General features: G+C 66.3%; 17 protein-coding genes and 1 other RNA gene. 9 read left to right on the plus strand and 9 right to left on the minus strand.

What is annotated here, in order from left to right:
• The first annotated feature begins 141 nt into the window (after positions 1-141).
• Positions 142-1,860 (plus strand): mechanosensitive ion channel family protein, encoded by a 1,719-nt coding sequence (locus H1343_RS04390; RefSeq protein WP_185984717.1) that lies wholly within the window; start codon positions 142-144, stop codon positions 1,858-1,860.
• A 6-nt stretch (positions 1,861-1,866) separates the two neighbouring features.
• On the opposite strand, the gene nudC is transcribed toward H1343_RS04390, so the two are convergent.
• A complete protein-coding gene (gene nudC / locus H1343_RS04395) occupies positions 1,867-2,772 on the minus strand; it encodes an NAD(+) diphosphatase (RefSeq protein ID WP_185984718.1) in 906 nt (301 codons plus the stop codon).
• Positions 2,769-3,185: an HIT family protein gene (locus H1343_RS04400; RefSeq protein ID WP_185984719.1), complete on the minus strand. Its 417-nt coding sequence runs from the start codon at positions 3,183-3,185 to the stop codon at positions 2,769-2,771. Before H1343_RS04400 ends, nudC begins: the two co-directional genes overlap by 4 nt.
• A gap of 73 nt (positions 3,186-3,258) precedes the next feature.
• Between H1343_RS04400 and ffs the strand changes: the two genes are divergently transcribed.
• Positions 3,259-3,356: signal recognition particle sRNA small type (ffs, locus tag H1343_RS04405), an RNA gene on the plus strand.
• 31 nt (positions 3,357-3,387) lie between these two features.
• Here the strand turns inward: ffs and H1343_RS04410 are convergent.
• Positions 3,388-3,990: a methyltransferase family protein gene (locus tag H1343_RS04410; RefSeq protein ID WP_185984720.1), complete on the minus strand. Its 603-nt coding sequence runs from the start codon at positions 3,988-3,990 to the stop codon at positions 3,388-3,390.
• 194 nt (positions 3,991-4,184) lie between these two features.
• Here H1343_RS04410 and H1343_RS04415 point away from each other — a divergent pair, with 194 nt between their 5' ends.
• From H1343_RS04415 to recR, 3 genes are read left to right on the plus strand one after another with little or no spacing between them, the layout of a single operon-like run.
• Positions 4,185-6,233 carry a DNA polymerase III subunit gamma/tau gene (locus tag H1343_RS04415; RefSeq protein WP_185984721.1) on the plus strand — a complete coding sequence of 683 codons (2,049 nt, stop codon included), beginning with the start codon at positions 4,185-4,187 and terminating at the stop codon, positions 6,231-6,233.
• Positions 6,230-6,553, plus strand: a complete 324-nt coding sequence (locus tag H1343_RS04420) for a YbaB/EbfC family nucleoid-associated protein (RefSeq protein ID WP_185984722.1) — start codon at positions 6,230-6,232, stop codon at positions 6,551-6,553. Before H1343_RS04415 ends, H1343_RS04420 begins: the two co-directional genes overlap by 4 nt.
• Positions 6,554-6,577: 24 nt before the next feature.
• Complete coding sequence (gene recR, locus H1343_RS04425; RefSeq protein ID WP_185984723.1) at positions 6,578-7,183, plus strand: recombination mediator RecR; 606 nt, start codon at positions 6,578-6,580, stop codon at positions 7,181-7,183.
• 31 nt (positions 7,184-7,214) lie between these two features.
• On the opposite strand, the gene H1343_RS04430 is transcribed toward recR, so the two are convergent.
• On the minus strand, positions 7,215-8,216 hold the full coding sequence (locus H1343_RS04430) for a helix-turn-helix domain-containing protein (RefSeq protein ID WP_185984724.1): 1,002 nt from the start codon (positions 8,214-8,216) through the stop codon (positions 7,215-7,217).
• 143 nt (positions 8,217-8,359) lie between these two features.
• Between H1343_RS04430 and H1343_RS04435 the strand changes: the two genes are divergently transcribed.
• Positions 8,360-8,641, plus strand: coding sequence for a hypothetical protein (locus H1343_RS04435; protein ID WP_185984725.1), 282 nt, complete (start codon positions 8,360-8,362; stop codon positions 8,639-8,641).
• A gap of 110 nt (positions 8,642-8,751) precedes the next feature.
• Here H1343_RS04435 and H1343_RS04440 read toward each other — a convergent pair whose 3' ends face one another.
• The 3 genes from H1343_RS04440 to H1343_RS04450 all read right to left on the minus strand — a co-directional run bounded on the left by H1343_RS04440 (position 8,752) and on the right by H1343_RS04450 (position 12,229).
• Complete coding sequence (locus tag H1343_RS04440) at positions 8,752-9,051, minus strand: YdeI/OmpD-associated family protein (RefSeq protein WP_185984726.1); 300 nt, start codon at positions 9,049-9,051, stop codon at positions 8,752-8,754.
• 174 nt (positions 9,052-9,225) lie between these two features.
• Positions 9,226-10,767: an AbgT family transporter gene (locus tag H1343_RS04445; RefSeq protein ID WP_185984727.1), complete on the minus strand. Its 1,542-nt coding sequence runs from the start codon at positions 10,765-10,767 to the stop codon at positions 9,226-9,228.
• Between the two features lie 40 nt (positions 10,768-10,807).
• Positions 10,808-12,229 carry an amidohydrolase gene (locus H1343_RS04450; protein ID WP_185984728.1) on the minus strand — a complete coding sequence of 474 codons (1,422 nt, stop codon included), beginning with the start codon at positions 12,227-12,229 and terminating at the stop codon, positions 10,808-10,810.
• A gap of 170 nt (positions 12,230-12,399) precedes the next feature.
• Here H1343_RS04450 and H1343_RS04455 point away from each other — a divergent pair, with 170 nt between their 5' ends.
• Both H1343_RS04455 and H1343_RS04460 read left to right on the plus strand, forming a co-directional pair.
• Complete coding sequence (locus H1343_RS04455) at positions 12,400-13,623, plus strand: lytic murein transglycosylase (RefSeq protein ID WP_185984729.1); 1,224 nt, start codon at positions 12,400-12,402, stop codon at positions 13,621-13,623.
• A gap of 6 nt (positions 13,624-13,629) precedes the next feature.
• Positions 13,630-14,529, plus strand: coding sequence for a cation diffusion facilitator family transporter (locus tag H1343_RS04460; protein ID WP_185984730.1), 900 nt, complete (start codon positions 13,630-13,632; stop codon positions 14,527-14,529).
• Here H1343_RS04460 and H1343_RS04465 read toward each other — a convergent pair whose 3' ends face one another.
• Positions 14,530-16,014, minus strand: a complete 1,485-nt coding sequence (locus tag H1343_RS04465) for a serine protease (RefSeq protein WP_185984731.1) — start codon at positions 16,012-16,014, stop codon at positions 14,530-14,532. It lies immediately after the preceding gene.
• Between the two features lie 110 nt (positions 16,015-16,124).
• Positions 16,125-17,315 carry a DNA recombination protein RmuC gene (locus H1343_RS04470; protein ID WP_185984732.1) on the minus strand — a complete coding sequence of 397 codons (1,191 nt, stop codon included), beginning with the start codon at positions 17,313-17,315 and terminating at the stop codon, positions 16,125-16,127.
• Between the two features lie 97 nt (positions 17,316-17,412).
• Here H1343_RS04470 and def point away from each other — a divergent pair, with 97 nt between their 5' ends.
• Positions 17,413-17,931 (plus strand): peptide deformylase, encoded by a 519-nt coding sequence (def, locus tag H1343_RS04475; RefSeq protein WP_185985482.1) that lies wholly within the window; start codon positions 17,413-17,415, stop codon positions 17,929-17,931.
• Positions 17,932-17,938: the final 7 nt, after the last annotated feature.

Consider the following 17,938-nt stretch of genomic DNA (forward strand, 5'->3'; position numbering starts at 1 on the left):
GCGTTCACAACCGCTTAACTGTCTACACCTCCATGAACGGCCGTCCGTGAAATTGAGCGGTCGGCGTGACTTCACATCCTCGCGTTCCAGATGGCGCTCTCGAGTGTCCGCCCGGCGCTGAGATAGCTGGAGAGAGCGCGCATGCCCAATATCCAACGGCTTCTCCTCGCTTTGCTCGCGGTCTGCCTTGCTGGCGTCGCGGCCTCTGCGCAGGAAGGTGAGCCGGAAGTGTTTCCGGCCCCCTGGATCAATCGAGGGCTCGAGCCGGCTGGCGAACTCGATCGCTCGACGCCTCGGGCAACGCTGGAAGGCTTCTTCGAAAGCGCCGAGGCCGGCGACTACGAGCGCGCCGCCCACTTCCTCAATCTCGGTCGTCTGTCCGACGAGGAGCAGCGCGAGCGCGGGCCGGTGCTCGCCAACCAGCTTCAGGAAGTTCTCACCCGGAAAGTCTGGCTCGACTGGAACACCTTTCCGGACAGGCCCGACGCGCTTGACGCCTTCGCATCGGCGGATGCCGCCAATGTCGGTGTCCCCCGCCGCTCCCTGCGCATCGGCGTGGTTGATGCCCGAGAGCGGCCGGTGGAACTGCGCGTCAACCGCTATCAGGTGGAAGACGAGGAACCGGTCTGGCTGATCTCGGACAGGACGGTTGCCTACGCACCAGCGCTCTACGAGCTCTACGGGCCGGGCCGGCTGGAAGAGATGCTGCCGCAATCGCTGCGCGCCGAAGCGTTCTGGGCGCTGCCCTACTGGCAGATCATCGCCATTCCGGTGATCTCCGCGCTCGCTGCGTTTGTCGGTTTCGTCGTTCACCGCGCGGTGGAAGGCGTGGGCAAAGCGTTGCGCGGCCGTCTCACGCGGTGGCCGGGCCTGCGCTGGCTGCCGCAGATCGTCTGCCATTCGGCGATGCCCGTCGCGTTGTTTGCCGGCGCCTCGCTGATCGCACTATGCAACGCTCAGTTCCTCACCTTCTCGGGGCCGGCCAATTCGGCCCTCACGGCGCTGATCACCATCGTCCTCGTCATCGCAGGAGCGCTCGTCGTCCTGCGGGTGATCGGCACCATACTCGATATCGTCACGTCCAATTTCGTCGCTTCAATCGACGAGGACGAGAACAGCGAGTCTCGCGAACTCTACACCAACATATCCGTTGCCCGGCGCATCGTCATCCTCGTCGCCTTCCTGATCGGGGCTGCGGTCGTCGTCTTTCAGCTCAACCTGTCGCAGACGCTCGGCATCTCGCTTCTCGCCTCGGCCGGCGTCGTCTCGCTGATCTTCGGCTTTGCTGCGCAAGCCGTCCTCGGCAACATCCTCGCCAGCCTCCAGATCGCCATCGCCAAGCCGATCCGCATCGGTGACACGGTCGTCTACGAGGGCGAGTGGGGCTACGTGGAAGAGATAAACTATACGTACGTCCTTATCCGCATCTGGGACAAAAGGCGGCTCGTCGTGCCGGTGCTGCACTTCGTCAGCGCGCCCTTCGAGAACTGGTCGATACGCAACACGGCCATGACGAAGCCCATAATCCTTCGTCTCGATCCAACGGCTGACATCGAGCGCCTCCGTGAGGTCTTTCGTCAGATGGTGGAGGGAGACGAGGACTGGGATCGCGTGGGCGAGCCGCAGGTCTACGTGACAGGGCAGGACGAGAACGCCGTCACGGTCCGCTTCACGGCCTCCGCCCGCAACCCGACCATCGGGTGGGAGCTCGAATGCCGCCTGCGCGAGAAGCTCCTCGCCTTCCTGCGCGACGAGGAGGGTGGACGATGGCTGGCGCGCGAGCGCGAGCAGAAGCTCGATCCGGAAGGGCGGCCGGCCTTGAGGGCGCCGTCCGAGCCGGAAGCGGCACCGGCCGGCTGACGAGGCTCAGCCACCGCAGGTCTGTCGGATGAGCGTGTTGGCGATCGCGTAGTCCGGCGGCATGAAGAGACCGTCGGCATGGCTGCGCGAGAGCATCGCGCGCATCTCGTCCGGCTCGAACCAGCGGCAGTCCTCCAGCTCCGAATCCTGAACGGAAATGTCGGTGGTCAGCGCCTCGCCGACGCAGCCGATCATCAGCGAGCCGGGAAATGGCCAAGGCTGCGAGGCGACATAGGCGACGGCGCCGACCGAGATGCCGCTCTCTTCTTGCGTCTCCCGACGCACGGCATCCTCCAGCGTCTCGCCGGGCTCGAGGAAGCCGGCCAGACACGACCACATGCCCGGCGCGAAATGATGCTGGCGTCCGAGAAGCCCACGGCCCTGGCCATCTCGCACGAGCATGATGACGACGGGATCTGTGCGCGGGAAGTGGTGCGTTCCGCATTCGAGGCAGCGGCGCCGGTAACCGGCGTGTTCGGGCGTCGTACGACCGCCGCAAACGCCGCAGAAGCGCGTGCGGTGATGCCAGTTCAGAAAATGCAGCGCCTGGGCGAGCTGCCCCTCAATGTCCGGCGAGAGAAGGCCGCGCATTCCAAGGGTGCGCAGATCCAGAAGGCTGCCCTCTTCGGGCGCGAAGCCGCCCGGCAGCGCGGCTGCAAAGCGTGGCTCGTGCGAGCCCGGCGTCCAGCCGAGCAGCGTCGCCTCGGTCTCGTTTACGCCCAAGCGGCGCGCCTCATCCAGCGTGAAGGCCGGCTCGGGAGCTTCCTCGGCGCCCCGGGCGAGAAAGCGTCCCTCGCCGGAGAGGTAGAAGCGCGCCGCCGGATGGCCGAGCGCCTTCGCGAGCGTGTCGCCGTCGCGTTCCTCAGCAAGTCGGATCAGCGTGTTGGCCGTAAAGCCGAGAGCCCGGCTCACGAAGCCGCTCCCATCGCGCCGCGCAGACGCGCCGTCATGGCCTGCAAGTCTCGAGCATCATAAGGCTCGGCCTTGCCGTGTCCCCAAACCGGGCCCGGCCAGCCGGCGTCGCCCTCGCTGCGCGCAACCACATGGACGTGAAGTTGGCGCACGATGTTGCCGAGGGCGCCGACATTGATCTTCTGGGCCCCGGTGATCCGCTTCAGGACCTGCGCCACGCGCATCGTGTCGTCGTTGAGAGCGGCTTGTGCGGCGGCCGGCAGGTCGAACAGCTCCTCCAGTCCGCCCTGTGCGGGGACGAGGATCAGCCAGGGCCAGCGCCGATCGTTCATCAGGCGCAGTTCGCTCGAGGGCATTCGCGCGACGGGCAGCGTGTCGGCGGCAAGTCGCGGGTCGAGCGTGAAGGTCTGCATGGGCGATCCTGATGTGGGGCTTTGTGTTGGCGCGGGTTGCATTTAGCACGCGACCGGACGATATGTACGGCCGGGAGGTTGGTGGTGGACGAGCCACTCGCCAACCGGGTCAGGTCCGGAAGGAAGCAGCCCCAACGAGTTCCGGCACGGGTCACCGTGCCAGCCTCCCACCCTTCTTGCATCACCGCGTTTCCCGGCCGCCTCAGTAGAGGCTGGCCTGGGCGATGATCGCACCCGTCTCCTGCAACTCCTCGATGAGTTCGAAGGCGGGGATGGCGAGCAGGAAGACGAGCCCGTCGGCAAGCGTGGTGTAGACGCGCGACAGGGGCACGCTCACGGCCTGCGCGTCGCGGAAGCGGCCGAAGGCCGGCCAGAAGCGCGGCACCCTGGCAATATAGTCCGTGTAGGTCGCGCCGAACTTCTCCGCGAGGAAGGCTTCCTCCTTGCGGATCACCATGTGGAAGGCGGCGACGGCGCCGCCGAAGAAGACGAGCGCCAGGATGATGCTGCCGGTCTGGGCGCCCACGCCGGCGGCGGCGATCGAGGAGAAGACGTAGAGCGGGTTGCGGCTGATCGAGTAGGGACCGATGTCGACGATCTCAGCCGCCTTGCGCCCGCCGATATAGAAGGTGCACCAGATCCGGCCGAGGATGCCGGCGAGGATCAGCGCGAGGCCGATCGATTCGACCGCCTCGTGCCCGGTGTAGTTCCAGGCCGACTGAACCGTGACGAGGGCGGCGAAGGCGGCGACGATCATCGCGGCCAGGATATGCCGGCGGCGACGCTGGTACTGGGTCAAGGCCATGGAAGGGTCGATCTCTGCGAAGGCGTGACGTCCTCCCTTCATCGCGCCCGATTTGTGGCGGCACGATGCCCCACTCGGCGCTTTGGGTTCGGTGTCACGCGGCGATTGCATCTTCGCCAAAGGTCTTTAGGTTCGCGCCGACTTCAGGAGAACGCCTGCCTTGACCGGCGGGCGATGATGGCGCGGCGGCACCCATGACGAGCGAGCGGGACGAAAGCACAGGCACGGCGGGGCAGGGTCCCTACCGCGTGCTCGCCCGCAAGTATCGACCGCAGAGCTTCGCCGACCTCATCGGCCAGGAGCCGATGGTGAGGACGCTTACCAACGCCTTCGATGCGGGGCGGATCGCGCAAGCCTGGATGCTGACGGGCGTGCGCGGTGTGGGCAAGACGACGACCGCCCGCATCCTCGCCCGCGCCCTGAACTACGAGACCGAAACGGTGGATCGCCCGACGATCCACATGGAGGCCGAAGGCGTCCATGACCGCGCCATCATGGAAGGGCGCCACGTCGACGTCGTGGAGATGGACGCCGCATCGCACACCGGCATCGACGACATCCGCGAGATCATCGCGCAGGTCCGCTACAGGCCCGTCTCGGCGCGCTATAAGGTCTACATCATCGACGAGGTCCACATGCTGTCGACGCAGGCCTTCAACGGCCTGCTGAAGACGCTGGAGGAGCCGCCCGAGCATGTGAAGTTCGTGTTCGCGACGACCGAGATCCGCAAGGTGCCGATCACGGTGCTGTCGCGCTGCCAGCGCTTCGACCTGAGGCGCGTGCCCTCCGCGGAGATGATGGCCCATCTGTCGAAGGTGCTCGATGCCGAGAGCGTCGAGGTGGAAGAGGAGGCGCTGCGCATCCTCGCCCGCGCCTCCGAGGGCTCGGTGCGTGACGCGCTCTCGCTGACCGATCAGGCGATCGCGCATGGCGCGGGGCTCGTCACGGCCGGCGAGGTGCGCGACATGCTCGGTCTTGCGGATCGCGTGCGCGTCATCGACCTGTTCGAGACTCTGATGCGGGGCAATGCGAGCGCTGCCATCGCCGAACTGCGCGAGCAGTATGCCAGCGGCGCCGATCCGGTCGTCGTCCTCACCGACCTTGCCGACTTCACCCATCTCGTCACCTCGCTGCGCTTCGTACCCGAATCCGGCGACGATGCGTCGCTTTCACCGGCCGAGGCCGAGCGCGGACGGCGCTTCGCCACCGAACTCTCCGTGCGCACGCTTTCCCAGGTCTGGCAGATGCTGCTGAAGGCGATCGAGGAGGCGCGCCTTGCCGCCTCGCCGCGGCAGGCGGCCGAGATGGCCCTGATCCGCATCGCGCATGCTGCCGATCTACCCGATCCCGAGGATCTGATGCGCATGCTGGCGGGCGGCGAGGCACCGGCCTTGCCGGCCGCAGCACCCTCGGCTTCCGCCACCCCGGTGCCGTCCTTACCCGCGGCGCCGCGTGGGGCCGCAGCGTCCGCGCCTTCGTCGCTCGTGTCGTCTTCACCCCCTTCCGCTCCGGCGCCCGCCTCGTCCGCCGGCTCCGCACCGTCCACCAGCTATCCCTCGCTGCCGCAGGGCGGCGGGCCGACGGCCAGCCTCTCGCGCCTCGGCTCCGGCGGCGGGCCGAACCTTGCCCTGATGATGCGTGCCGCCCCGCCCAGCGTCGCACCGCGCGTGGAAGCGCAGCAGGTCGAGGAGAGCGACCTGCCGACCTCGCTCGCCGGCCTCGAGGCGCTGGCCAACGAGAAGCGTGATTCGCTGATGCGCGCTCGTATCCGCCGCTATCTGCGCCTGGCTTCCATCGAGCCGGGCCGTATCGAGGCCGCGCTCGCGGACGGTGCCCCCGCGACCTTTGCCAACGACCTCTCGCGCAAGCTACATGACTGGACGGGCCGGCGCTACGTCGTCTCGCTCGTCTCGCAGGGCGGCGGCGAGACGCTGGAGGAACGGGACGCGCGCCGGCGCGCTGAGCGCATCGCGGATGCTGCGTCCCATCCGGACATCGCGGCGATCCTCGCTGCCGTGCCGGGCGCCGAAATCCGCGAGGTGCGCATGCGCGGCGAGAGCGACGAGCCGGACGAGCCCGTGATGCCAGAACCGCCGGCGCTCGCCGACGAGGTGGACCTGCCGGAGCGCTTCGACATGGCCGAGGACGACGAAGCACCGTTCGGTCAGGCCGGCGAGGAAGAGCCCGCCGACGAGATCTTCGACCCCATTGACCCCACCGACGACGAGGACGACGACCGATGAAAGACCTGATGGGCATGATGAAGCAGGCCAAGGCCATGCAGGAGAAGATGCAGGGACTGCAGGCCGAGATCGCCGAGATCACCGCCGAGGGCCAGTCGGGCGGCGGGGTCGTCACCGTCACCTTGAAGGGGCAGGGCGAGCTGGTGTCGCTTTCGATCGATCCCTCGCTCCTCAAGGCCGAGGAGAAGGATATCGTCGAGGATCTCGTCGTCGCTGCCCATGCCGACGCCAAGAAGAAGCTCGACACGACGATCGCCGAGAAGACGCAGGAACTCACTGCCGGCTTGCAGCTTCCCGGCGGCATGAAGCTGCCCTTCTAGCCGCGGCGCGCGAAGACATCATCCATGGCCAAGTCCATCGCCGGGCCCGAGATCGAGCGCCTGATCCAGCTTCTCGCGAAGCTTCCGGGGCTCGGGCCCCGCTCGGCGCGACGTGCCGCGCTCCATCTCGTCAAGCGTCGCGAGCAACTTCTCGCCCCGCTCGCGGGGGCGATGGCCGAGGCGAACGAGACCGTGCGCACCTGCTCGAACTGCGGCAATGTCGATACGCGCGATCCTTGCACGATCTGCGCGGACCCGATGCGCGACCACTCCACGGTGATCGTCGTGGAGGACGTCTCTGACCTTTGGGCGCTGGAGCGCGCGAAGGCCTTGAACGCTGCCTACCATGTGCTCGGCGGCGTCCTATCGCCGCTGGAGGGTGTCGGGCCGGACGAGTTGACCATCGCGCGGCTCGTGGAGCGAGTGGCGGAGGGCGGCGTCAAGGAAGTGGTGATCGCGGTCAACGCCACCGTCGAGGGCCAGACGACGGCGCATTACCTCATCGACCAGCTCGAAGGCTTCGAGGTCTCCATCACGCGCCTCGCGCACGGCGTTCCGGTGGGCGGCGAACTCGACTATCTCGACGAAGGCACACTCTCGGCGGCCATGCGCTCGCGCACGAAGTTCTGACGCTCGGCGCCGGGCGGTGCTGGCCGCGAGGCTACCTGCTCAGACGGTCGAACCATCGCTTGAGGTCGGCCGCCACATCGCTGTCGCGCGGATGCTCGCCCGCCCGCACGCGGCTGCGCAAGGCCGCCGGCGAGTAGCCGAATTCGCGCGCAAAGGCGCGCCGGAACGTGCGCTCCTCTACGAAGCCCTGAGCAAGGCCGATGTCGCGGATCGACGTGCGATCGCCGTTTGTCGAGACGATCTGGCGGTGTGCCGCGCGCAGCCTCAGCCTGCGGATCATCGCCGCCACGTCGCCCTGCGCGCCGAGCGTGCGATAGAGCGAGGAGCGCGACAGGGCGAACTCGTCCGCAATCATGCTCCAGCCGAGGTCGGGGTCGGACAAGTTGTCGAGAATGAAGCGCCGCACATGCCGCTGCAATTCCTTCGGCTCGTCCAACCGCGGGCGTGCTGTGCGCTTGTCGATGCAGTTCGCGAGCAAGGTCAGGGTCGTGTCCTCGCACTGAGCCGAGACACGCGTTGGCAGAGGGTCGGCCAGCTCGGTCAAGGCGAGAAGATGAGCACGCAAGATCACGGCCTGCATCGAGTGCGGTGCGAACACCAGCGCGTCGAGGTGCGGCCGCCATTTCGTTTTCCGCTCGAAGAGTTCGAGAGGCACAGCGAGCCCGAACCATTCGGCATCGGCGATCGTAAGGTCCAGCGTGCTCGATCGGCGAACCAGCGAGATCCCGCCAACGGGGAGCTCGAAATTTCGGCCGGCCGCCGTTCCGGCAAGGCTGCCGCGCAGGAGGAGATTGACGAAGACGTTGTCGGCTCCGAGGAGTTCGTCGCGCGTCAACCTGAAGGTTGAAGATGCGATGCGCATCGCGAGCAGATCGCCGATCGGACGCGTGGAAAGCGAGCCGGTGAAGGCTGGTGCTTGGTCGGGCACGATCGAAACGTTGCCCGCCTCGCTCATGATCTCGGTCCAGCGGGCGACACGTTCGGTGCCGTCTTCCTTCTCGTTCCCGACCACGACCGTCTTAGTCTGCTGCAAACCCACGACCCCGCCCGGACAATCGATCTCATTCTGATCGGCCAGTCTGCAGGGGAGTCCGGAGCAATGCAAAGGCGTTGACAAAAACGTGGCCGTTTTATGTCAATTTAGAGGTGGCTCGTGGAGGGGAGTTTTGCCTATCAATGGAAACGTATCAACTGGTTGGTCATTTAAGAGAAATGCGCAATGCCTACGCTCAAGACACCCACGGCCAGCGTTCTGGTTCTGCTCCCTCGGGCGAACATGATCTCCAGACCTTGATCGACAACATGGCAATCGAACTCTCGGCTGCGGTCGAGATGTCGGCGAGCGCGAAGGGCGGACCGCTCTCGCTCGAGATGGCGGATACGCTCGAGGACTTCGCCAACGTCGTCTACGACCATGTGGAGGCCATTCGGCAGGACCAGCTGCGTCGTCGCGACTGAGGGCTGCTTATCTTCCCATATATCGCGGGACAAAGGGCGGGCAATTGTACTGCCGCGCGGCGGTCGCGGGCCTCCGCGGTTCGAGAAAATACGTAGGTTTGAGTGCCGCGTTATGTCTTGCCGTCGATCAGGACCACCTGCTGCCATCGGCTCGGCAGCTTGTCCGCGCGGTGGATGCAACCCGCCCAGCAGCAGGGCCGCTTCTTCCCTTCGGCGAGTTCCTCGAGCGTGCGCCCGATGCGGCGTTGGCGCGTTGCTGGCTTCTTGGCATCCTCGACCCAGCAGATGAACTCGTTTCGGCCAAGGGGCGTCAGGCCCTCCCATTGCGCCAAGGCCTGCGGGTCCGAGCGAATCGCCGCCTGGAGGTCATCACCTGCCTTGTGGACGGTCCCGTGCGAAAAGCTGCTCATGGATATGACCATAGAGCATTTCGGCTGCGCGTGGTCGCGCGAAGCGTCAAAACTATCCCAGCCCGCCTCTCGTGGCTTATGAGGCGAGGCGCGGGGCTCGCGTCGGCTCCTCTCATTTCAAGCTCGGCCCTCGTGCCAGGCGCGCCAAAGCGCGACGAGCGCGCGGCCGGCGTCTCAAGCCGGCAGTGGATAGACGCCGGGCCCGACCGGCAGGTTGAGGAAGTAGAACACCGCCAGCAGAACCTGCCAGACGAGGAAGAACGACACCGCGTAGGGCAGCATCAGCGCAATCAGCGTCCCAAGGCCCGCTTTCGGCAGATAGCGCCGCAGAAAGCCAAGCGCGACGAAGATATAGGGGTTCGTCGGCGCCAGGATGTTGAAGGCGGAATCGGCCACGCGGTAGGGCAGTTGGATGAAGCCCGGATCGTAGCCGAGTTGCATCAGGAGCGGAACGAAGACGGGCGACTCCAGCGCCCATTTCGCCGAGCCGGAGGTGATGAAGAATTCCAGGATCGCGCTCAGGCACGAATAGGCGACGAGAAGCGCGAAGCCCGTGAACTCGATCGCCACCAGCGCGTCAGCGCCGCTGATCGCGAGCCAGGTCCCAAGGCCCGACCAGTTGAAATAGGCGATGAACTGGGCCGCCGCGAAGACGAGCACGATATAGGGCGCGAGTTCCACGATCGATTCCGTCATCTTCGCAACCACGTCCTTGCCGGAGCGGATGACGCCGACCGAGATGCCGTAGGTGAGACCGACCGTGATGAAGAAGGCGAAGATGATCGGCACGATGTTGGACAGGAAGGGCGAGGGAACGAGCCCGCCATCCTCGTTGCGCAAGACTGAGCCGGGCCAGGCGACGAAGACCACCAGGAGTGCGAGGAAGACCAGCGTCGCGATCCCGACATTGCGCAGGCCGCGCCCGGCCTCAGCCGGCTCCTCGATCGTCTCGATGTCGCCTTCGGCCTGAACGCCTTTCATGCGGGGTGCGATGATGCGGTCCGTGATGACGGCGCCGACGAGCGTCAACACGAAGACCGAGACGATGTTGAAGTACCAGTTGGCGACCGGCGTCACCAACGCCTCCGGATCTATGATGCGCGCCGCCTCGGTGGAGATGCCGGAGAGGAGGACATCGGTGCCGGAGATCATGAGATTGGCGGTAAAGCCTGCGCCGGCGCAGGCAAAGCCCGCCACGAAGCCCGTTACCGGATGGCGGCCGATCTCCTTGAAGACGAGAGCGGCGAGCGGCGGCAGGAGGATCATCGCCGCGTCGGAGGCGAGGTTCATGTTGATGCCGACGAAGCAGGTGATGATCGTGGCGAGTTTCGCGGGCGCGGCCAGCATAAGGCGCCGGACGAGAACGCCGAGAAACCCGACGCGCTCTGCAAGGCCGATGCCAAGCATGATCGTCAGGACGAGGCCGAGCGGAGCGAAGCCGACGAAATTATCGATGAGGGAATCGAGGATGTAGAGGACGCCTTCGGGCGACAGGAGGCTGCGCACCGGCATCGCCTCGCCGGTGCCCGGGTGATCCACGCTGGCGCCGAAGGCGGCCGCGATTGCCGACAGGACGATGACGATCAGCGCCAGCGCGACGAAGATGATGAAGGGGTCTGGCAATTTGTTGCCAAACCGCTCGACGGCGCCGAGGAAGCGATCCATTCGGGTGGGGTTCTCGGGATCGCCCCCCAGCGTCTGGTCGTCTGGCGTCATCGTCTGTCCCCTCGCATGCGCGCCGCCTGCACGCTTCCGATCAGGCGGCCATGATGGCGATCGGCGGTTCGGTGCCGTCCGGAATGGGGCTCTCGTAGCCCTGCTCGCCGACACGGCGGGCAAGGTCCGCTCTTGCGCGTTCGATCAGCGACGGGTCGAGAAGGGCGGCAACGGCGGTCGCGGCCATCACCTTGGCCGCGTGCGCCATACCCTTCTTGGCGGCGGGCGCCTTGCCTTGCGCGACCATCTGCCAGGAGTGCAGCGGCGTGCCGATCGCGGCCGTCGCGCCGTAGATCTGGACGAGCGGCACGACCCAGGAGACATCGGCCACATCCGTCGAGCCGAGGATCGAAGGTTTCGTGCCGCCCGCCGTGGGCAGGAAGTCGCAGAGCGGGCGCTCGTCTGGCGTTGCCACGCCGAAGCGGGCATAGGCGTCTGCCTTGTCCTCATCGGACAGCGTCGCGCGGATTTCTTCGGCGAAGCGGCGGTCGGCCTCGTCGAATTCGGCGGGGCCGAGGCGGGCGAGCTCGGCCTGCATCGCTTCAATGAGCGGCGTGTTGGCGACGAGATCCGAGACGGCGCTGATGACCATCGGCTCGACGCGTGTCTCGGTCATCAGCGCGGCGCCCTCGGCCACCTTCTTCACGCGCTCCAGAAGCACGCTCATGGCTCTCAGCGTCGGCGCACGCACCGAGTAGCGTACCTTCGCGAAAGCCTGCACGACATTGGGCGCAATGCCGCCCGAGTCGATCACGGCGTAGTGGACGCGTGCGTCGCTGGGCATGTGCTCGCGGAGATAGTTGACGCCGACGCTCATCAGTTCGACCGCGTCGAGCGCCGAGCGACCGAGATGGGGCGCTGCGGCGGCATGGGAGGCGCGACCGTGAAAGTCGAAATCGATGCGCGTGTTGGCGAGCGATCCACCGCCCATCACGTCGGTCAGGGACTCCGGATGCCAGGAGATGGCGATGTCGACGTCGTCGAAGAGCCCGGCCTTCACCATGAAGGCCTTGGCGCCGCCGCCTTCTTCGGCCGGGCAGCCGTAATAGCGTACACGCCCTGGCGTTCCCGTCTGGGCCAGCCAGTCCTTGATCGCGCTCGCCGCCAGAAGCGCGCCGGCGCCGAGAAGGTTGTGGCCGCACCCATGCCCGTTGCCGCCCGCCTCGACCGGCCGATGCTCGGCTATGCCGTCTTCTTGGCTGAGGCCGGGCAGGGCGTCGAACTCGCCGAGGATGGCGATGACCGGACCACCTTCGCCGGCCTCGCCGATCACCGAGGTCGGAATGCCGGCGACGCCTTGCGTCACGCGGAAACCGAGTTCATCGAGCGCCTCACGATGCAGCTTGACCGAACGATGCTCACCATAGCAGGTCTCGGGAACGGCCCACACCGCATCCGCGAGGGCCGCCATGCGGGGCGCGTTGGCGTCGACATGGTTCCAGATGGCCGGCGCGTTCTTCATGCTTTCGTGTGCCTGCATTATTTATGCTCTCCCTTAGTCTGTGCCCAAACGGGCGGCATTGGCAACTATGGCGGGCGCTCTCGTGTCTTTCGCATGTGCCGACACAGGCTCGACACAAGGCTGACGACTACAATGGCGACAGGCCACAGCCTCGTGTAACGGATGAACCCATGCGCACCGTCCTCGCCCTTCTCGTCGCCTTTCTGGCCTTCTCGCCGGCCTTCGCGCAAGGCGGCGTGACGGCCGGGTTTCCGCCCTTCCTGGAGAACGAGATATGGCCGGTGGCGCGCGCGCAGGGCGTCTCGCGTGCCACCTTCGACGCCGCGCTGGGCCGCGTATCGCCCAATCTCAAGCTGCCCGATCTCGTCCTGCCGGGCCAGAGCGCACCGGTGGCGGAGAACCAGCATCAGGCCGAATTTCAGAGCCCGGCCGCCTATTTCTCCGAGAGCTCGATAAACGGCCTCGTCTCGCGCGGTCGCTCGCTGCTTCAACAGCACGCGGCGGTGATATCTCGGATCGAGCAACGCTATGGCGTGCCGGGGCCGATCATCGTCGCCGTCTGGGGGCGGGAATCGGCCTTCGGGTCCGCCTCCATTCCGCACGACGCATTCGAAGTGCTGGCGACGAAGGCTTATCTCGCGCGGCGCAAGGAGATGTTCACCGCCGAACTGATCGCGGCGCTGCGCATCGTGGAAGAAGGGCATCTCAGGCCCGCGCAGATGAAGTCGTCATGGGCCGGTGCGCTCGGCCAGCCGCAGTTCATGCCGACCAAGTTTCTTGAACTGGCGGTCGATTTCGACGGCGACGGGCGCAAGGACATCTGGAATTCGGTGCCCGATACGCTGGCCTCGATCGCCAACTATCTGCGCCAGTCCGGCTGGGTGCCCGGGCGCGACTGGGGCTTTGAAGCGAATGTGCCCGACAGCGTCTCCTGCACGCTGGAGGGGCCGGATCGCGGGCGCCCGATTTCTGATTTCGTGCGCGCTGGTGTGACACGCGTCTCAGGCCGTCCGTTCCCGGCGAACGAGGCGAACGCCACGGGCCACCTGATGATGCCGGCGGGGCGCTACGGCCCGGCCTTCATCGCCACGCCGAACTTCTACGTCATCAAGGCCTACAACAATTCGGACCTCTACGCGCTGTTCATCGGCCATGTGGCCGACCGTATGCGCGGCTCGGGCAGCTTCCAGGGCGGCTGGGTGCGCGTCGACGGACTGACGCGCGGCGACGTTGCACGGATGCAGGAGCGGCTGGTGGCGCAGGGCCACGACGTCGGCGGTGTCGACGGGCTGCCGGGTTTCAGGACACGTCGCTCCATCGGACTGTTCGAAGAGCGCGCCGGTATGGCCGCGGGCTGCTGGCCGACGCGCGAACTGAAGGGCCGGATGGGCTAGGGGTCGATGTCGTCCGAACAGACCGTCCTCAAGCGCTCCATCCTTGCCACGATCCTCGTCGGGTCGATCGGCATCGGTTTCGGCGTCCTGTCGGGTTCGCTGTCCATCGTCTTCGACGGCGTCTTCTCCGCCGTCGACGCCTCGATGACGGCGCTTGCCCTCTTCGTCTCGCGCCTCATCGCGCGCCCGACCAGCCATCGCTTCCAGATGGGCTTCTGGCACATCGAGCCGATGGTTCTGGCGGTGAACGGCTCGCTGCTGATCGCGCTGTCATTCTACGCCTTCGTCAACGCCGTCTCCGGGCTGTTCTCCGGAGGGCGCGAACTCGAGTTCGGCTGGGCGATCGTCTACGCCGCCGTTGTCGCGGCGATCTGTCTTGCGATGTTCCTGACCGGACGACGCGCCAACCGATCCATCGGATCGGAACTCGTTGCGCTGGACGTGAAGGGCTGGGCCATGTCCGGCCTCATCACGGCGGCTCTTCTCGTCGCCTTTGCCTTGGCCGCGCTCCTCGCCGGCACGCCCTACGAATGGATGATGCCCTACGTCGACCCCGCGGTGCTGGCGATCCTGACGCTCGTCATCATTCCGGTTCCCGTGCGCACGGTGTGGGAAGCCATCGGTGACATCTTCCTCGTCGCGCCAAGCGCGCTGGACGAGGAGGCGCGCGCCGCCGCCGCCGCCGCGGCCGAGCGCCACGGCTTCGCAGGCTTCCGGACCTATGTCGCCAAAGTGGGGCGGTCACGGTTGATCGAGGTTCATTTCCTCGTTCCGGCGGACTTCCCCATCGTGTCCGTCGAAACGCTCGATGCCATCCGTGCCGAAGTCGCTGCGGGTATTGGCGGGCGGCCGGAGGATCGCTGGTTGACGATCGCCTTCACAGGCGATCCGCGCTGGGCGGAATGATCAGCCGCGCTCGCCCAAGCAGATGATCGGCAGGATCGAGTCCTGCACCTTGGCGGTGGCATCCGGCACGCTTTCGAACGTGGCATCGGTCGGCGCCGGCGTGTAGGACACGCCTTGGTCGTCCAGGAACCGCGCGGCGGCGTCCGTGCGGATCGCGAAATTGATCGTCTGCGGGATGTCCCCCGTGAGGTCGGCAACAGCCACCGCGTCTAGCTTGGCGGTGACGATGCCGACGACGCGCCCGGCCAAATCCACAACGGGGCCGCCCGAGTTGCCGGGCTGCACGGCGGCGGAAATCTGCAGGTAGTTCGGATCGTTCATCAGTCCGAGCAGCGACGAGACGTTGCCCCGCGTGACGTTCAGGCTGTCGGCGAGAATCGAGCGCAGCGGATAGCCCAGCGCGAGGATGTCCTCTCCGAGCCGCGGCGTGTCCTCCACCAGCGGCAGCGGCGCCCCGAGATCCCCTTCGAGGCGCAGAAGCGCGAGGTCGTTGTCGGCGTCGATGACGACTTCGCTCGCCGCGCCCACCTGTCCGACAAGGACCGTGGCGCAGGCATTGACGACGTGGGCGTTTGTCAAAACCCATTCGCCTGCAACGACGAAGCCCGTGCCCGAGGCGTCGAAGGCAGGGGAGCCGTCGTCGCGCACGTCAGCCGGCGCGGTGCGCGCCACGAGCGTGTTGGGGCTGGCGAAAGCCTGCGCGTAACGATCATCGCGCGAGATGGAGGCCAGCGCGCCGTTCGGGTCCTGCGCCGGGGCATGGAAGGGCTCGAAGGAGCCGGCTGCGACCGCGATGTAAGGTGCAAGCTCGTCACCGCGTTCCGGGGCGTAGGCGACGGAGAACCCCCGGAGGTCCGTGCCCTCGCCGTCGAAACGGATGAAATAGTCTCGCCCATCCTCGCGGCCGCGGATGACGAAGTGATCGCCGATGAAATCGGCCTGACGTACTGTCTTCGACGCGGTCTCGGTACGCAGGATGTCGAACACCTCGCGAAGGTCATAGCCTTCGTTGGCGAAACGCACGGTCTCGATCTCGATCGAGGCATCAGAGGCGCGCCACATCGTCCCGACCTCGGTACGCCCAACGCGCTGGACCAGCGTCGACGGCAGACCGAAGCGCACACCCGTCTCGCCGTCGCTCTCCCAGATGAAGCCGACCGCATCGACTGCGGTATCGCTCGCCGCGAGGAGCGCCTGAAGGAAAGGCTCGGTCATCACGCCGTCGGACGGAAGGCCGTTGCGTGCCTGGAAGTCGCGGATCGCGCGCAGCGTCTGCGGCCCGATATGTCCGTCGAACGAACCGGCATAGTCGCCAGCCCACGCGAGGCGCATCTGGAGACCCTGACGGAATTCCCGATCGGTGTTGTCGTTGTAGGCGGCGGCGAGGTCGGCGATGGCGGGCGCGGCCGAAACCGAGACGGCCGCGCCATTCAAGCCAGCAAAAAGCACGGATGCCGCAAGAACTGCCTTCAGCGTCTGCCGCATGTCCCTCATCCCCGTCCACCAGAATGGTCGCAGAAGGAACGCAAGGAATCAGATTTTGATCCCGGCATCTTAACCAAATGTCAAGCGCCTAGCGTATCGGCGCTAATTTTTTACGAAGGTGAGCGCGAAAATGCTAGGAGATCAGCGTTTTCCCCTGTCTCATCACACTCTCGCGAGGACGCATCCGTGTCGGCTTCACCGAGATCGACGGAGGCAATGCGCTCGCCGCGCCGGACGATCTTTTCCGTCGAGATCAGGATCTGGTCGATGTCGCGTCCCGTCTGGCCGAAATGCGTGCGCAGCGCGCCGACCCGGGCGTCGAGCCGCTGCATGTCGTCTGCCAGTAGCGCGACCTCCTTCTGGATCCGTCCGGCCTCGCGGCGCATGCGTTGATCCTTCAACAGCGCCTGCACGACCTGGATCGACAGCATGAGAAGGGCGGGTGAAACGATGACGACACGCGCCCGATGCGCCTTCTGGACGACGTCCTCGAAGCGCTCGTTGAGTTCGGCGAATATCGATTCGGACGGTACGAAGAGGAAGGCGGTGTCCTGCGTCTCACCCGGCAGAAGGTACTTCTCCGCGACGGCGCGCACATGCACGTCCATGTCGCGGCGCAAGCGCTGAGCGGCCGAGGCGCGCGCCGGCTCGTCCTCAGCCTCGCGAAGGGCACTCCAAGCCTCCAGCGGAAACTTGGCGTCGATGGCGAGCGAGGGAGCGCCGTTCGGCATGACGATCAGGCAATCCGGCCGCTTGCCGTTGGAAAGCGTCGCCTGGAAGGAGTACGCCCCGTGAGGCAGGGCGTCCATCACGATCGCCTCCATCCGCCCTTGCCCGAAGGCGCCACGCGCCTGCTTGTTGGCTAGGATGTCCTGCAGGCGCACGACCTCTCCGGCCAGATTGCGGATTTCGCCCTGCGCGCGGTCGATCACGGCGAGGCGTTCCGACAGGCGCGTCAGCGTCTCGCCCGTCTCGCGCGCGGCCTGGCCGAGCGACTGGTTGACCCGCGAGCCGACCCCATCGAGCCGTTCGGCGAGAACGCGCGTCATCTCCGCCTGCCTCCCGCCGAAGATCTCGGCCATGGTCTGCATGCGGCCGGAAAGTTCGCTCTGCCCGCGCAGCACTGCCTCGACCCGTTCCTCGGCGGCTTCGGCCCGCTGCTCGGCATCGCGGCGCGCTGCCCCTGCCCGCAGGACCAGGATGACGGCGAGAAGCGCGATCGCGGCAAGCATTGTCACACCGAGCGTGACGTCGAAACCGAGAAGCGGGAACAGAACACGGTCGAGAAGGCTGGCGTCCATATCGCTTCCTACCGCGAACAGCGGCGGCAATCCAGATCAAATCGTGAACAAACGTCGGTCGATTGACGCCGTGGGCGCGCCGGACTACCTGAGCGCCATGACGATCAAGCCTCTCATCATCCTGCCCGATCCGCTGCTGCGACAGGTCTCGGCGCCCGTGGAACGCGTGGACGACGCCGTGCGCCGCCTTGCGGACGACATGCTCGAGACGATGTACGACGCGCCGGGCATCGGGCTCGCCGCGATCCAGATCGGCGAGCCGATCCGCATGCTCGTCATCGACGTGTCTAAGGAAGACGAGGAGAAGACCCCGCTCACCTTCGTGAACCCAGAGATTGTCGAGCGTTCCGATGCGCTGTCGGTCTACGAGGAGGGGTGCCTTTCGATTCCGGACTATTATGCCGAGGTGGAGCGGCCGGAGAAGGTGCGGGTGACCTACGTCGATCTGGCGGGCGCAGCGCGCGAGATCGAGGCAGACGGGTTGCTGGCAACCTGTCTGCAGCACGAGATCGACCATCTGAACGGCACGCTTTTCATCGACCACATCTCCAAATTGAAGCGCGACATGGTGGTGAAGAAGTTCACCAAGGCCGCCCGCAACAAGGCCGTCGCCTGACGGCGCC

The organism is Aureimonas mangrovi (assembly GCF_014058705.1).
In the GTDB taxonomy this organism is placed as follows: Bacteria; Pseudomonadota; Alphaproteobacteria; order Rhizobiales; family Rhizobiaceae; genus Aureimonas; species Aureimonas mangrovi.